The sequence below is a fragment of the Francisella noatunensis subsp. noatunensis genome, assembly GCF_009823375.1.
Classification (GTDB): domain Bacteria; phylum Pseudomonadota; class Gammaproteobacteria; order Francisellales; family Francisellaceae; genus Francisella; species Francisella noatunensis.
Map to the genome: position 1 here is coordinate 1 of NZ_WBSX01000002.1, position 15498 is coordinate 15498.

Below are 15498 nucleotides of genomic sequence, written 5' to 3' on the forward strand. Positions count from 1 at the left end.
AACTAGCAAGACTGGCATCAAAGTATTCTTTGCTGATCCATACAGTCCTTGGCAAAGAGGTACTAATGAAAACATGAATAGGTATATCAGACAATTTATACCTAAAGGTACTAACTTTAACAATATATCTCATCAATACATTAGAAAGTTACAGATAGACTTGAATAATAGACCTAAGAAATGTTTAAATTACTTGACACCTAATGAAGTACATTTTGGTATCTCTATAAACATTGAGAATACAATCTAGCAAACCAAAGTATAGCTAACTTTGGTGAATTTTATTATGTCATTAACTGTGCAGGTGTTATGTATTATCAATGTATAGAGAATAGAAATTACCAAGAATGGATGACTACAATAAATACTAATGTCATAGGATTTACTAATCTTTTATACTCCGTACTACCATCATTAATCAAAAATAAAGGCATGCTGATCAACATAACATCTGATGCTGCTAGGCAAGCCTTTCCAGGTCTAGCGATTTACTCGGGTTCAAAAGCTTTTATGGAATATACACTTAGAGCCATTCGTTTGGAGTTAATTGATAAAGATGTCAGAATTATCAATATTCAGCCAGGTAATGTTGCTACTCCATTGCAAAATATGTCTACGGATAGTGAGGCTGTCAAAAAATACGCTAGCGATGATTCAGATAATTTCATACAGCCACAACAAATAGCTGAAACAATAATTTTTGCAATGAATCAACCTAAAAATGTTGCCATAAACGAAATACTAATAGAGCCTCAAAAAGAGCCTATCAGCGGATAACCTGAAGCTATATAGACATCTATACTTGTAATATTTCGTTCAATTAGCTAATGTATAGATAAGTTATTCTTACTCTCAGGATTTTTTTAGTTTGAATTTTAAAAAACGAGCTTTTCTATTTGGCTCGCTATCAGGAATATTTTGGGGTCTTGACTATACATTAGCAGGACAAGTTCATACACTTCTCACAATGACTTTTTTAGTTTCAATGTGGCTTACATCAATACATGATTTGGGAGTTGCAGCAACTGTTAGTGTCATATCAAAATCATCTGTAAAAAAAGTTAAAGACCTAAAGCTTTGGCAAATTATAAGTATATGCTGCATTCCACTTCTAGGTGGACTTGCGATGACTATGTATATGCTTTCGACAAGAGATATCTCTACTGGGACAGCAATCATAATATCATCATGCTATCCTGCTGTAGGAATGATAGGCGCGCGGATATTTCTTAAGGAAAGCTTAACCCCTCTGAAGGTATTAGGATTTATAATTGTTTTAATTGGTATTACCCTAACAGCATATAATGAATTATTTGATCAGACAAATAGTATTATAGGTCTTTGCTTTGCAATTTTAGCAGCTATTTTTTGGGGACTAGAAGGAGTTATCTACAAAATGGTGTTGAATGCTGATGTCTCGGCAAATACATTACTTTTTCTACGCAAGATATCTACAATTATCATATTTTTACCATTCACTTGGATCATAATCGATACAGTTAGTATTTATGTGCTATTACTTATAGCCGCTATTGGTGTTATTGGCTATATTGCAGATCTAGCATATATGCAAGCATTTAAGTACTCAAATGTAACTTTAGCAATGTCACTAAATATTACTTATATTATTTGAGGGCCATTATTTGCATTTATATTATTCGATCAAAGCATAAGTATTTTACTTCTTATAGCTTGCGCTATTTTAATATTTATAGGTAATTATTTAATATTTAAATCTAAATCAGTTTACTAAAAGACAGAATTTTCTCCATATAGATAATTAGGTAACTGAAAGGTATTGAGAGCATACCCTCCGACTAGATCAGATGACTGATCTCCTATTGAGATAAGTATTTTATATCCTAGAGATTCAATATAAGCCCTTCTCTCTGCCTTAAAATTTTTGAAACCTTTGGAATCATATTCTGTCAAGTTATCTGGAAAAACAAATACATCTTCAAAACCCACATAACCAGCATTATGCAATGCTTGCTTTGTTGCTTCTAAGTGTTTAGCAAATCGCGCGCTTATGAAAAATATTTTAAGACCTTTAGTAAGACAATAAAGATAGAAGTCTAAGGTAGCCTTGATTGGGTATGCGCTAGTTTTTGCAAGTAGTTCATCCCAAATTTGATGATTCTCCTGTTGAGGAAAGCCTACTTCTTTAAAAGGATAATAATGACTCAATGAAGTTTCATCGATATCAAGAACTATGGCATGATTTTTTAATGAGGATTGAGCATCTATTACTTGCTTAGCTTTTTCAAGAATACTTCTTATCTCATCTTCATGAGCTTGACCCTCATAATAAGAAATAACTTGTTCTTGTGTCATATATACGTTTATTTTAGACCTAACTCTTTCAATCTTTCTTCTAGAAATATTCCCGCTTGAGGATATTTTTCAGATAGATATACTTCTGGCTTAGGGTGTATAAAGCATGGTGTTGAAACTCGATCAAGATTCTTTATTTCACCCTCTGGCTTTACAACTCTATGCTTAGTTGCAATATACTCACCATTAGTCATTTCTTGAAGCATGTCACCAATATTTATAACTAGAGACTCACTATCACATGGCACATAATACCATTTATTAGTTACTGGTGACAAAACTTGTAAACCTGGTGAAGAAGCGATTGGCAACAATGTAATTAAATTGATATCTTCATGAGCTGCGGCTCTTACTGCCCCTGGTTCTTCATCACCTTTCATAGCAGGATAATGTAATATTCTTAACAACGTACTCTCATAAGAAACAGTATCTCTTAATCGTTGTGGTAGCTTACTAGCAACAGCTGGATCCATATGCTCATCTATCCATTCAAGAAGTGTCTCGCCAAGCTTCATCATTTTTTCAAACATTTCTCTAGCTGCACTACTCACCTCCTTAGGATAACGACCATTAGGAAAGTATAAATGATAGAAGTGCTTAAGGTCTTTTACTGTTTCACCCTTTGCAACCTCAGAAACATCCTTTGGAAAATATCCATCTTGATTTTCAACATCAAATAAGTATTTATCAGCATCACCTGACTTTAAAAAATCTTGCCACTCATTATAAACAGTTTGGATAAGATTCCAGTCAATAGGATGAGTCTTTAAAACCGCAAAACCCGTTTCTTTCAAAGACTTTGTAAACTCTTCAGCTGCATTATCTGCATAATAATCAACACTACGAATATTCATTTTAACTCCATTTTTTAGAGGGAAACAATTCAAGAACTGCCTTTAATTATATCAATAATACTTTTATGTTTCATTAACTTGATGATATCTTAAATAGGAAAACTTACTCACATTAACTTCTAAAATTTCTTCTTTTTGATTTTTTCACGCAAGTATATCTCTAACTTATCAAGTAATCTTGCAAGTTTTTTACTTATTGCAATAAATGGCAACAAGGCTAACCCTATAAAAAAACAATCCTGGCCCTGGAGTAAATATCATAATTAGACCAAGTATCAAAGCCACAATTGAAATTATTAAAAACACTAATAAAACAAGAGGATTTGATAATTTTTTACGAGAATATCTGTGCAATAAATAAAACCTTTTTCCTGGCTTAGCTTTTACTATAGTTTTAAGTTTTAATATCACTTTTAATATACCTTCTAAGTTAAGCAAATAACGCTAGCTCTAATAATTTTAACCTCTTGGATGATGTTTTTGGTATATTTCTTGTAAGCGATTTTGCGATATATGTGTATAAATAGTTGTTGTTGATACATTACTATGTCCTAACAACAACTGAACCGATCTAAGATCGGCACCATGATTGAGCAAATGTGTTGCAAAAGCATGTCTTAAAGTATGTGGGGATATATCTGTGTTTATGCCTGCAATAAGTGCATAGCTCTTAATACGATGCCAAAAAGATTGACGAGTTATTCTCTTTGAATGTTTGCTAATGAAGACGGCTTTCTCTTTAAAATTTTTAGCTAAAGATTCGCGCGACTCTTCAAAATACTTATGTAAATATTCAAGCGCATATTCCCCAATGGGTACAATTCTCTCTTTTGAGCCCTTGCCCATTACTTGTATTATCCCGATATTCAAATCAATATCATGAGTATTTAGACCAACTAACTCACTAACTCTCAAACCCGTAGCATACATAAGCTCTAGCATCGTCTTATCACGAATACCAATATCATCTGTTAAATCAGGAGCTTGAAGTAGTCTTTCGACATCAGTTTCTGTCATATCCTTAGGTAGCTTTTTAGCTAACTTTGGCAAAGTTAATTTTGTAGTAGGGTTAGTAGTAACTTGACCTGTCGATATAAGCCAATTATAGAACTTACGTAATGTAGATATCATACGCGCATTAGATCGGCTACTATAACCATTCTTAGAACGATAAGATATAAAAGCATATAACTGCTCAAAATCGAGATTAATTAATTCTGCTTGTGAGAAATAACTTTGTAAAAACTTTAGATCTGTACGATAAGATGAAATAGTATTTTGGCTTAAACCATGCTCAAGCCAAAGATTATCAAGAAAAACATCAACAGCTGTAGACACTTTTTGATTTTCCTAGAATTATACTTTTTCTTTAATTCTAGCAGCCTTACCAGTAAGACCTCTCATATAGTATAGCTTAGCTCTACGTACATCTGCTCTCTTCTCAACAGTGATACTGTCAATTAAAGGTGAATGCGTTTGGAAAGTTCTCTCTACACCCATACCTGAAGACATTTTTCTTACTGTGAAAGCAGAGTGAAGACCTCTGTTTCTTTTTCTAAGAACGAAACCTTTGAAAGCCTGAATTCTTTGCTTATCGCCTTCTTTAATCCATAGGTTAACAGTGATCGAATCACCTGGATTAAATTCTGGAAGATCTGTTCTGATTTGTGACTTTTCTACTAATTCAACAAATTTATTTTTCATTTTTCTCTCCTTTTGTGCTTACCATATCTATTTTATAATCATTTATAATTTGCTTATCTTCTTCAGATAGGCATAGGCACTCAATTAAATCTTTACGACGTTCATAAGTTCTTATCAACTTCTGTTTACGCCTCCATTTTGCTATTTCCTTATGATTACCAGATAACAAAACACTTGGAACCGCATTACCATCAGGCAAAACAGCTGGCTTTGTATAATGCGGGTAGTCCAAAAGACCATCATAAAAAGAATCCTCAATCATGGAATCCTTGTTACCTAACACCTCTGGCAATAGCCTTATCAGACTATCCATAACTAACATAGCAGGGAGCTCACCACCACTTAATACAAAATCACCGACTGAAATCTCTTCATCAACATAATCTTGGATCAAGCGCTCATCAACCCCTTCATATCTACCACAAAGCAGTATCAATGAATCATTTTCTAAAAGCTCAAGAGCCTTATTATGATTAAACACACTACCCTGAGGTGACAAGTATACTACTTTTGTATTATAACCTAAAGTACTTTTTGCATCTTTGATTGCCTGTGATAATGGTTCATATTTCATAACCATACCGGCTCCACCACCAAAGCTGGTATCATCTACCGTTGCATGCTTATCAGTTGTATAATCTCGAGGATTAAAGCATTTTATAGATACCTTAGAGTCTTTTATCGCCCTAGCAGTAATCCCAAAATCATTTATCGCCTTAAACATTTCAGGAAATATAGATATTATGCCAAATTTCATTTTTCTAAATCTAGAATTAAAACAGCTCTAATTTTAGTACTTAAGACAAACAAACACAAATATTGAATCACAAAGCAATTGACTAATAATCGTATTCCCAATCAACAACTATTTTTTTTAAATCAAGATCTTCACTAACAATATATTGCTTAACATAAGGAATAAGATATTCATCAGAGTCTTTCTTACAAATTAAAACTTCATTAGCACCAGTTTCAATAATCACAATTACTTTACCAAATGAATCATTAGCTGTATTTACAATCGTACATCCAATTAAATCTGTAAAATAAGCTTCGTCGTTATCAACCTTTGGCAATGCTTCTTTTAGCACTCCAATTAGAGAGTTAACATACTTCTTTGCAGTTTCTACATCATTAACACTAGCAAGCTTAATATACAGCTTATCAGCTCGTCTTAAGACACTCTCATCTTTAAGTGGTTGCCAAGCACTATTAGCCGGTAACTGGATATACCAGTCGCCATAACTCAAAAGTGTTTCTATTGAACTTGCTAAAGGATACAAGTTAAGCTCGCCATCAAGCTTATATGTAGCACCAATTTTAGCTATTTCCACAAAATCTTGTGACATAAAAGAAAAATAATTTGATTCTATAAATACGAATTAAGCAACTTTTTTAGCTTCTTTGATTAAGCTAGCTACTCTATCAGATGGTTGAGCACCTTTAGCAAGCCAAGCTTCAGCTTTAGCTACATCAAGCTTTAATCTTTCTTCACCACCTTTAGCTAAAGGATTAAAGAAACCTAGTTTCTCGATAAATCTACCATCTCTTGGACTTCTTTTATCAGCAACTACGATTCTATAGAAAGGACGCTTTTTAGCACCACCACGTGCCATACGAATTACTACCATTTATTTATTCTCCGGTTTTATATTTTAATTTTTTAATTATTAAAATTTATTAGCTAAGCTTAGCAGCCATAAACCTAGCAAAAATTATGCAAAAATTTAATAGCAATACTTTAAAGTCTCTTAACTAAAATGTCAATAGTTGACTTCACATAAACATAATATATAATACCCGAAGTCGCTGAATTTAACAAACAACTTGCTTGCGACATTAAATAATAAGCTAAAGCGTTTCTACTAAATTTTTATTCAAAATTTTCTAGAGACTTTTTAGCAAAACTAAAAGGGAGAACGAAATGTCAAAAAATTATTTATTCACATCCGAATCAGTTTCAGAAGGACATCCAGACAAACTAGCTGATCAAATTTCAGATGCCATCTTAGATGAAATCCTAAAACAAGATAAAAACGCTCGTATTGCGTGTGAAACTTTAGTAAAAACTGGTATGGCATTAGTCACTGGAGAAATCACAACTTCTGCTTGGATTGATATTGAAGAGCTAGTTAGAAAAGTAATCGTTGAAACTGGATATGATAATGCAAACAAAGGTATTGATGGTAGGACTTGTTCTGTAATCAATGCTATTGGTAAACAATCTAGTGACATTGCCCAAGGCGTTGATCGTGGCTCACTAGAAGATCTTGGTGCAGGTGATCAAGGATTAATGTTTGGTTTTGCCACCAATGAAACACCGACTTTGATGCCTTCTGCAATTTATTACTCCCATTTACTAATGAGAAAACAAGCAGAGCATAGAAAATCAGGCAAACTTGCATGGTTAAGACCAGATGCAAAAGCTCAAGTAACTTTAGCATATGAAAATGATAAACCTAAGTTTATTGATACAATTGTCTTATCTACTCAACACAATGAATCAATATCTCAAAAAGATTTACACGATGCTGTTATCGAAGAGATTGTGAAAGAGGTAATCCCTGCTGAACTAATCACAAAAAATACAAAATATCACATTAATCCAACAGGTGTATTCTTAATAGGCGGTCCTCAAGGAGATTGTGGCCTTACAGGTAGAAAAATTATTGTTGATACTTATGGTGGGGCTGCTCATCATGGTGGAGGCGCATTCTCTGGAAAAGATCCATCAAAAGTTGATCGTTCTGGTGCATATATGGGTAGATATATCGCTAAGAATGTTGTTGATGCTGGGCTAGCCGATAAATGTGAAGTTCAAGTTGCTTATGCAATTGGCGTAGCAAAGCCTGTTTCTTTAATGGTCAACACTTTTGGTACAGGTAAAATTTCTGATAGCAAAATTGAGCAACTAGTTGCAGAAACTTTTGATCTTAGAGTTGGTAAGATCATCGAAAATCTTGACCTACTTAGACCTATTTATCGTAAAACATCTAACTATGGTCATTTTGGTCGCGAGTTACCAGAGTTTACTTGGGAAAAAATAGATAAGGCTGATAATCTTAAATCTGCCGCTAAGATCTAATTTCTTCTTTACATTCTTTATACTTCAATAAAATCAACCACCTATATTATTAAAATCTATTACAATAATATGACTATACTTTGTGAATGTGAAAGTGACTGTCTTTTTATTAAGAGTTTATAGCTAACCATATATATCATTTATACAATATTGAGAATAATCATGTAAACTCATATGCCACTAAACTCCGACATTTCTAGTATCTATTTTTTAATCTAATGAAAAATACAAGATAGTAAGAAAAAAGTTATATTAAGATATATAATTGGCTTATTAGAGACTATCAACATAAAACTTTTAGAGGTCTCGTAAGGTTTCAGAATCAGGAGATTATAACCATTGAAATTTAAATTGGTAGTGTTCATTAAATTGTGTCTATAGCTAGTCGAGTTAAAAGCTTAGATATATAATTTAGTTAGTCAAATACTACTTTTAAAAAGTATATAGATAATAACGAGTTTAGTAACTAATTCACCAACTCTTAGTACATAACTTTTTAAACTTACTTTTGGAAAAGACTATAGAAAAAATCTTTGAAAAGAGAATGCTTGAGAAATGTTTATTAGACTATGCCATAGTACTAGCTTTGTTATATTTTTTCTTCGCTTGAATAAATTCGATTTTTAAATCTTTATATTTAGATTTTATCTCTTTTATATCAGCTTTAGATAGTACATTTTCTTTCTTCGCTTTTAGGTATTCTTGCTTAGCACTATACATACTTTTCACATTAGCAACCAACTTGGCATATAACTCTTCAATACCCAAGTCAAACGTCTTATTTTTCTTAGTTAGAGCTTCATCCAATTTAACCTTCGCTTTTGCAATTTCAATCAAATGCTTAGGCGTAGTTTTAAGATCATAACACCAGCCTATTTTTGCTAACCAAGCAATAAACCATTTTGATGGATCAAGATCAAACCATCTAATACCATTTCTATAATCACCAGCAAAAGCATGATGATAGTTATGATAACCTTCTCCACCAGTCACTATAGCTGTTATCCAACTATCTCTCGCTGTATTTTTTGTAGAGTATGGTCTTTTTCCAATAGTATGCGCTAAAGAGTTAATACAAAAAGTTGCATGATGAACTAAAACAACTCTAAGTAAGCCACCTAAAATTAGAAAACCTAAAGCACTCTGCCAAGCTGCTGTTAACGTACCGCCTGTTAAGAATCCAAATATGAATCCTATTAATGTAGGCAATCCAAAACATGCTAAAATAGCTAACACAGTATAATGATTATGTTGGAACACCACAGCCTTATCTTTTAGAAGATCATTAACTCCTCTAATTTCTTGGACATCAGGACTACTATGTCTTAATAACCAACCAAAGTGTGAGAACCAAAAACCTCTAGTCGCTGCATAAGGGTCTTTTACAGGATCATCAACATCTTTATGGTGCTTTCTATGATCTGAAGCCCACTGAATTATACTATTCTGTAAAGCCGATGTCCCAAAAACCATAAGAGCATAACTTACTATCTTATTAGCCTTATAAGTTTTATGTGACCAAAGTCTATGATAGCCCATTGTGATACCAACACCTGTAAGTGCATAGAAAACAATTAAACAAACATAGTCTGAAGTTGAGAAGCCATAAGTCATCGCATACCACGGTACAGCAATAATTGTAACTAACGGAAGAAGTAATAATCCGAAGACACTCTTCCAAACTATACTGCCTTGTTTTTCTATGGTTTGATGTATTATTTCATTATTATTATTCATTTAGAACCTTTAACCTTTTTTTGAATTTAACCCACTTGATGTGGATACGGGAAAATTAACTACAATAGTATGATAACACGTATCTGATTTTTTTGATAGCTATTTAAGCGCGTTTAAATTTGAGCTCTAGCTTTAACATTGATTTCTAAATTAGAATCCTTAAAACTATTGGCATATCTATAAGCGCCAGCAAGAGCAATCATTGCACCATTATCTGTACAGTATTTCATCGGAGGGAAAAATATCTCATAACCCTTATTCTTGGACAGTACATCCAACTTAGAGCGTAGCAATTTATTCGCACTAACCCCACCAGATATAACCAACCTTTTGTTTCCTGTCTTCTGTAAGGCTTTTTCACACTTTGCTACTAAAACATCTACAGCCGCTTCTTGAAATGCATAACATAAATTTGCTTTATTTTCATATGACTGATCTGTTTCACTATACCAAGTATTCAGTACAGCAGTCTTTAGACCGCTAAAACTAAAATCCAAATTAGGCTTATTTTTCATTGGTCTAGGCAGATCATACTTTTTTTTATCTGTAGCTTTTTCAGCAAGATTAGCTACCTCGACTCCACCAGGGTATGACATCCCTAGAAGTTTAGCTGTTTTATCAAATGCTTCTCCGGCAGCATCATCAATAGACTCTCCGAGCAAAGAGTATTCACCAAACTCTCTAACTTCGAATAATTGAGTATGCCCACCAGATACCAGTAATGCAACGAATGGATATTTTATATCACTACTTTGATCTAAAAGAGGCGATAATAAATGTCCTTCAAGATGATGTAAGGCTACTGTATCAATATTATGTATCAATCCTAATGTTTTAGCAAAAGTTGCCCCCACCATTAGTGCACCAATCAGTCCTGGCATAGCTGTATAGGCAATGCAGCTTAAGTCATTAAAATTGATGTTAGCATTACTGAGTAGCTCTTTAGTCAAAATATTTAATTTTGCAATATGTTCACGTGATGCAAGTTCTGGAACTACACCACCATATTTCTTATGCAAATCTATCTGACTATACAATACATCTGCAACAAGAGTTTTAGATGAATAATCATAAATCGCCAAACCAGTTTCATCACAGGAGCTTTCTATACCTAAAACAAGCATTATTTCTTAGCAGCACCATTAGTCTTTGTGATCTGAATAAATTTAGTTATAAATGAGCCCACAACCAAACCAATCACAAAAGCAATAGATAAAAGCATCATAAGAGGCAATGTTGTACTACCAAATATGTAATCAAAACTGACATTATCAGTATTCAATATAGATAAAAAAACAATTACAATAATTGCTAAACCAAATAGTATTTGCCAAAACAGTTTTTTAATTGTACTAAACATTAGCTACATTCTTAAATAAGATATATTGACAATATTATAGTTAATTTTTTTGAAATTATAAAACTTAATTTGAGAGATATTTTAGAAAGCTCTTTGATATTGCATTTATAAATATGCAATACCTTGATACAAATAATAATCAGAAATCTAAAGATTCCAAAGCATTTCTTAATGACTCTTCAATATCATCATTAATATCTTTATCTTCTTTTTCAATTTGATTCTCAAAGAGAGTGTCTTCAGAGTTAAATGATGATGCTTCTGTGAATATCATATTATCTTCTACACCTAGCTCTTCTCTCATCTTCTCAATTTTATTAGACTCTTTTCTAACCGCCAAACCTGTACCTGTAGGTATTAGTCTACCAATAAGAACGTTTTCTTTAAGTCCTCTTAATTGATCAACTTGAGAATGTATCGAAGCCGCAGTTAATACTCTAGTCGTTTCTTGGAACGATGCTGCAGACAAGAATGACTCCGTAGATAAAGATGATCTAGTAATACCCATTAGAGTAAACTCATACTCAACCAATCTCTTACCTTCTTTAGCTAGTCTATCATTTTCTTCAAGTATTCTTACTAATTCAATACTTTCATCTTTGACAAACTTACTATCACCTTCATCAAGAATTGTTGCTTTTCTTAACATCTGTCTAACGATTGTTTCAATATGCTTATCGTTAATTACAACACCTTGCATACGATATACAGACTGAGCTTCAATCAAGATATAGTCAGCAAACGCTTCTAAGCCTTTATACTTAAGAAGATCATGTGGATCAGTAGGACCATCGGCTAACACGTCGCCTTTAGATACCTGTTCACCATCAAAAACTACTAGATGTCTAGATTTAGGCAATAGCATCTCTTCAGCAATATGACCGCTCTTATCCAAGATTTCAATCCTTTGCTTTTCTTTAGTATCTCTATTACCCAATCTAACCATACCATCACAAGGTGATAATATTGCAGCATCTTTAGGTCGTCTAGCCTCAAAAAGTTCAGCAACTCTTGGAAGACCACCTGTAATATCCTTATTCTTAGATCCTTCTAAAGGAATCTTAGCAACAACATCACCAACCTCTAATACTGAATCATCAGTAACGTTCAATACAGCACCTACAGCTAATGAAATTGATTTAAGCTCATTGCCTTTTTCATCAACAACTTTAACAACTGGCTTTAAGTTCTTAGAGGTTGTTCTTTGAGATATTGAAGTTATCTCAATAGTTTGCTGACCAGTTAAATCATCATATGTATGCTTTGATGTAATACCATCAATAACGTCTTCTAAAACAACTTTACCAGCAACATCTGTAATTAACGGCTGAGCATGCGGATCCCAAGTAGCAATAACATCGCCAATCTCAACACCCTTGCCACTTGCTAAAGGAACAACTGCGCCCATAGGGATTTTATGTTGCTCTCTAACACGGCCCATAGTATCAGAAACTATAATTTCACCAGCTCTTGATATAACTATATTTTGACCATCTTTATTTGTAACTGTTCTGATGTTTTTGAACTTAATCTTACCAGCGGTCTTAACTTTAATATCAGATACTGTAATACCTAATGATGCCGCACCACCAGTATGGAATGTTCTCATCGTAAGCTGTGTACCTGGCTCACCAATTGACTGAGCAGCAATTACACCAACAGACTCACCGACATTGACTTTTCTTTCACGAGCAAGGTCACGACCATAACATTTAGCACATAAGCCTCTACGAGTTTTACATGTAATTGGAGATCTAACCTTGATCATGTCAATACCATTATCGTCAAGTATCTCAACAAGATTTTCATCAAGTAGAGTACCTGCTTCTAATAGAACAACTCCCTTTTCAGTCACAACATCAGCAGCTAATGTTCTACCTAAAGCTCTCTCTACTAAAGGAACTTTAACTTCGCCATCTTCAACAATAGCTGAAAACATTAAACCATCATCAGTACCACAATCTTCTTCGATAACAACTAAATCTTGGGCAACATCCACAAGTCTACGAGTTAGGTAACCAGCGTTAGCTGTCTTTAATGCTGTATCTGCTAGACCTTTACGAGCACCGTGAGTAGATGTAAAGTACTGCAATACTGACAAGCCTTCTCTAAAGTTTGCGGTAATAGCAGTTTCAATCATCGTTCCATCTGGCTTAGCCATTAGACCACGCATACCTGCAAGCTGTCTCATCTGGTTATAAGAACCCCTAGCACCTGATTTTGCCATCATATATACAGAGTTAAATGATTCGATTTCTCTATTCTCACCATTTACCATTACAGTATCTTTTGAAATCGCATCCATCATCGAAGCACCAACCTCATCCGAAGTTTTGCTCCAAATATTGATGATATTATTATATCTTTCATTCTCTGTAATTAATGAAGACTGATACTGCTCCGTAATATGCTTAATTTCTTTTTCTGCTTCTTCTACTTTAGCTTCTTTATTTTTAGGTATTGTCATATCATCAACACCTACAGAAACGCCTGATAATGTCGAATATTTAAAACCTGCATACATCAGTTTATCTGCTAAAACTACAGTCGCCTTACCACCTAGCACTCTAAATGCTTGATTAATAATCTTAGAAATTTCTTTCTTAACAAGTACTTTATTTAATAATGAGAATGACAAACCTTCTGGTAATATATTAAGAAGTAGTGCTCTACCAACAGTAGTATTTACAACCCCCTTCTCATTATAAGTATTGCCTTTAGTATCAAAAACTTGTCTATCTATTCTAAGCTTAATTTTAGCATGGATATCTATACTGCCAGAGTTATATGCTCTACTAACGTCATCATAGTTTGAGAATAATTTACCTTCACCACGAGCGCCCTCTTTCTCTCTAGTAATGTAGTACAAACCTAGTACAATATCTTGAGTAGGAGTGATAATCGGCTGACCAGATGCTGGAGATAAGATGTTGTTTGTAGACATCATTAATACTCTAGCTTCTAATTGAGACTCTACAGTTAATGGTACGTGTACAGCCATTTGGTCACCATCGAAATCGGCGTTAAATGCCGCACAAACCAAAGGATGTAGCTGTATCGCTTTACCTTCGATTAGCCTAGGTTCGAATGCCTGAATACCAAGTCTATGAAGTGTTGGAGCACGGTTTAGTAATACAGGATGCTCATTAATAACAACTTCTAAGATATCCCATACAACAGCTTCTTCAAGCTCAACCATTCTCTTAGCTTGTTTGATAGTTGTTGCATAACCACCTAATCTTAACTTAGAGTATACAAAAGGCTTAAATAGCTCTAATGCCATCTTTTTAGGTAAACCACACTCATGCAATCTTAGAGATGGACCAACCGTAATTACAGAACGGCCAGAATAGTCTACACGTTTACCAAGTAAGTTCTGACGGAAACGTCCTTGCTTACCTTTTATCATATCAGCAAGAGACTTAAGTGGACGCTTATTTGAACCTGTTACAGCCCTACCACGTCTACCGTTATCTAGTAACGCATCTACAGCTTCCTGTAACATTCTCTTTTCATTTCTAACAATAATATCTGGAGCACTTAAATCCAATAGTTTTTTAAGTCTATTGTTTCTATTAATTACTCTACGATACAAATCATTAAGATCAGAAGTTGCAAATCTACCACCTTCAATTGGAACTAATGGTCTTAAATCTGGCGGTAAAACTGGTAATACAGTCATTACCATCCACTCAGGTTTATTTCCAGATGCTTGGAAAGTTTCAAGAAGTCTTAATCTCTTAATAGCTTTTTCTTTTTTAGCTGTAGATTTACTCTCTTCATATTCTGCTTGTAAAGACTCTATTTCAGTTTCAAGATCGGTATCTGCTAATAAGTCTCTTATAGCTTCTGCACCCATAGATGCTTCAAACTCATAACCATAGTTCTCTAGAGCTTCAGCATACTCATCATCAGTAAGAAGCTGTTTTTTCTCTAGTGGAGTCATGCCTGGATCTGTAACTATGTAAGATTCAAAGTATAGAACCTTCTCAACATTCTTTAATGGCATATCAAGAAACAGACCTATTCTAGAAGGCAAAGATTTTAGATACCATATATGTACTACTGGACATACTAAATCTATATGACCCATTCTTTCTCTACGTACTTTGGCCTGCTCTACCTCAACACCACAACGCTCACATACTACGCCACGATGCTTAAGTCTTTTATACTTACCACACAAACATTCGTAGTCTTTTATTGGACCAAAGATTTTAGCACAGAATAATCCATCTCTCTCTGGTTTGAATGTTCTATAATTTATAGTTTCTGGTTTTTTAACTTCACCATGAGACCATGAACGAATGACCTCTGGAGATGCTAAAGATATTTTAATAATATCAAACTTTTTACTATTGTAGTTTTGATGTAGGATACCGTTATTCACAGGTAATTCTCCTATACTTTTATTTTAAATAACA

The 15498-nt window shown here is 33.8% G+C and carries 14 protein-coding genes and 1 pseudogene; 4 read left to right on the plus strand and 11 right to left on the minus strand.

Annotated elements, in window-relative coordinates:
• The 3 genes and pseudogenes from F8C69_RS00410 to F8C69_RS00420 form a co-directional block, all read left to right on the plus strand.
• A partial coding sequence (locus F8C69_RS00410; RefSeq protein WP_159183763.1) for an IS30 family transposase occupies positions 1-250 on the plus strand: 250 nt, incomplete at its 5' end.
• Between the two features lie 41 nt (positions 251-291).
• Positions 292-777 (plus strand): SDR family oxidoreductase, encoded by a 486-nt coding sequence (locus F8C69_RS00415; protein ID WP_236352294.1) that lies wholly within the window; start codon positions 292-294, stop codon positions 775-777.
• 91 nt (positions 778-868) lie between these two features.
• Positions 869-1753, plus strand: a pseudogene (locus tag F8C69_RS00420) (DMT family transporter).
• On the opposite strand, the gene F8C69_RS00425 reads toward F8C69_RS00420, so the two are convergent.
• The 7 genes from F8C69_RS00425 to rpsP form a co-directional block, all read right to left on the minus strand.
• The gene (locus F8C69_RS00425) at positions 1750-2334 is read right to left on the minus strand and encodes an HAD family acid phosphatase (RefSeq protein WP_159183765.1); all 585 of its coding nucleotides are present in this window, start codon (positions 2332-2334) and stop codon (positions 1750-1752) included. The pseudogene F8C69_RS00420 and the gene F8C69_RS00425 sit on opposite strands and share 4 nt — an antisense overlap.
• Positions 2335-2342: 8 nt before the next feature.
• Complete coding sequence (locus tag F8C69_RS00430) at positions 2343-3188, minus strand: 2OG-Fe(II) oxygenase family protein (protein ID WP_159183766.1); 846 nt, start codon at positions 3186-3188, stop codon at positions 2343-2345.
• Positions 3189-3647: 459 nt separating this feature from the next.
• The gene (xerD, locus tag F8C69_RS00440; RefSeq protein ID WP_159183767.1) at positions 3648-4526 is read right to left on the minus strand and encodes a site-specific tyrosine recombinase XerD; all 879 of its coding nucleotides are present in this window, start codon (positions 4524-4526) and stop codon (positions 3648-3650) included.
• 18 nt (positions 4527-4544) lie between these two features.
• The gene (gene rplS / locus F8C69_RS00445) at positions 4545-4892 is read right to left on the minus strand and encodes a 50S ribosomal protein L19 (RefSeq protein WP_004287069.1); all 348 of its coding nucleotides are present in this window, start codon (positions 4890-4892) and stop codon (positions 4545-4547) included.
• Positions 4882-5649 (minus strand): tRNA (guanosine(37)-N1)-methyltransferase TrmD, encoded by a 768-nt coding sequence (gene trmD / locus F8C69_RS00450; RefSeq protein ID WP_159183768.1) that lies wholly within the window; start codon positions 5647-5649, stop codon positions 4882-4884. The genes rplS and trmD overlap by 11 nt, the downstream gene beginning before the upstream one ends.
• 82 nt (positions 5650-5731) lie before the next feature.
• A complete protein-coding gene (rimM, locus tag F8C69_RS00455; RefSeq protein WP_159183769.1) occupies positions 5732-6241 on the minus strand; it encodes a ribosome maturation factor RimM in 510 nt (169 codons plus the stop codon).
• 33 nt (positions 6242-6274) lie between these two features.
• Positions 6275-6523 carry a 30S ribosomal protein S16 gene (gene rpsP, locus F8C69_RS00460; RefSeq protein ID WP_004287066.1) on the minus strand — a complete coding sequence of 83 codons (249 nt, stop codon included), beginning with the start codon at positions 6521-6523 and terminating at the stop codon, positions 6275-6277.
• Positions 6524-6816: 293 nt separating this feature from the next.
• Between rpsP and metK the strand changes: the two genes are divergently transcribed.
• On the plus strand, positions 6817-7977 hold the full coding sequence (gene metK / locus F8C69_RS00465; RefSeq protein ID WP_159183770.1) for a methionine adenosyltransferase: 1161 nt from the start codon (positions 6817-6819) through the stop codon (positions 7975-7977).
• A 567-nt stretch (positions 7978-8544) separates the two neighbouring features.
• On the opposite strand, the gene F8C69_RS00470 is transcribed toward metK, so the two are convergent.
• The 4 genes from F8C69_RS00470 to rpoC all read right to left on the minus strand — a co-directional run bounded on the left by F8C69_RS00470 (position 8545) and on the right by rpoC (position 15464).
• Positions 8545-9714 (minus strand): acyl-CoA desaturase, encoded by a 1170-nt coding sequence (locus tag F8C69_RS00470; RefSeq protein ID WP_159183771.1) that lies wholly within the window; start codon positions 9712-9714, stop codon positions 8545-8547.
• A 113-nt stretch (positions 9715-9827) separates the two neighbouring features.
• Positions 9828-10838 (minus strand): tRNA (adenosine(37)-N6)-threonylcarbamoyltransferase complex transferase subunit TsaD, encoded by a 1011-nt coding sequence (tsaD, locus tag F8C69_RS00475; RefSeq protein ID WP_159183772.1) that lies wholly within the window; start codon positions 10836-10838, stop codon positions 9828-9830.
• Positions 10838-11074 carry a lipopolysaccharide assembly protein LapA domain-containing protein gene (locus F8C69_RS00480; RefSeq protein ID WP_159183773.1) on the minus strand — a complete coding sequence of 79 codons (237 nt, stop codon included), beginning with the start codon at positions 11072-11074 and terminating at the stop codon, positions 10838-10840. Before F8C69_RS00480 ends, tsaD begins: the two co-directional genes overlap by 1 nt.
• 139 nt (positions 11075-11213) lie before the next feature.
• The gene (gene rpoC, locus F8C69_RS00485) at positions 11214-15464 is read right to left on the minus strand and encodes a DNA-directed RNA polymerase subunit beta' (RefSeq protein ID WP_159183774.1); all 4251 of its coding nucleotides are present in this window, start codon (positions 15462-15464) and stop codon (positions 11214-11216) included.
• Positions 15465-15498: the final 34 nt, after the last annotated feature.